Source organism: Sulfobacillus harzensis (genome assembly GCF_012933365.1).
In the GTDB taxonomy this organism is placed as follows: domain Bacteria; phylum Bacillota; class Sulfobacillia; order Sulfobacillales; family Sulfobacillaceae; genus Sulfobacillus_B; species Sulfobacillus_B harzensis.
In genome coordinates, this window is the sequence record NZ_JABBVZ010000321.1 from 1 (window position 1) to 629 (window position 629).

Consider the following 629-nt stretch of genomic DNA (forward strand, 5'->3'; position numbering starts at 1 on the left):
TCCCCCGAAGCCGTGGACTATCAGGTGCCTCGCGGGCTAGACCGTGGGCAGTTTCAGCAGCTACTGACCGGCCAGTGGATCATGGCCCATCATACCGTGCTGCTGACGGGACCGGCTGGGTGTGGCAAGACCTTTCTGGCCTGTGCCCTCGGGCATGCCGCCTGTCGCCAAGACCGTCGTGTCCGCTATATTCGGCTTAGTCGGCTTTTGGGGGAACTCCTGGTCGCCCGGCTGGAGCACACGTATCCCCAAGCCTTGAAGGCTTGGGCCCAGGTCGAACTGCTGATCTTGGATGATTGGGGGGAACCGCTGAACGCGGACCAGGCACGCGATCTGTGGGAAATTCTCGACGACCGCTATCAGCGGGCGGCCACCATCGTCACCAGCCAGGTTCCGGTCAACCAGTGGCATAGCTTGTTTGCCGATGCCACCATCGCCGATGCCGTGCTCGACCGCGTCGTCCATCAGGCCTATCGGATCGAACTGCGGGGCGAGTCCCTGCGGAAAACCTTGCCGCCTGCGGCGGCATCCGGTACAACAGAATCGTAACCCCACCCACGGGGTGGTGGCGATTTATCGGACTACCCGGTGACTAATTACCGGACACACTGGTGGCGAATTACTGGAAT

1 protein-coding gene is annotated in these 629 nt (G+C 61.8%); it reads left to right on the plus strand.

Annotated elements, in window-relative coordinates:
* Nucleotides 1-549: ATP-binding protein (locus HIJ39_RS23290; RefSeq protein WP_169103394.1), on the plus strand; the 549-nt coding region annotated here is incomplete at its 5' end.
* Between the last annotated feature and the right edge of the window lie 80 nt (nt 550-629).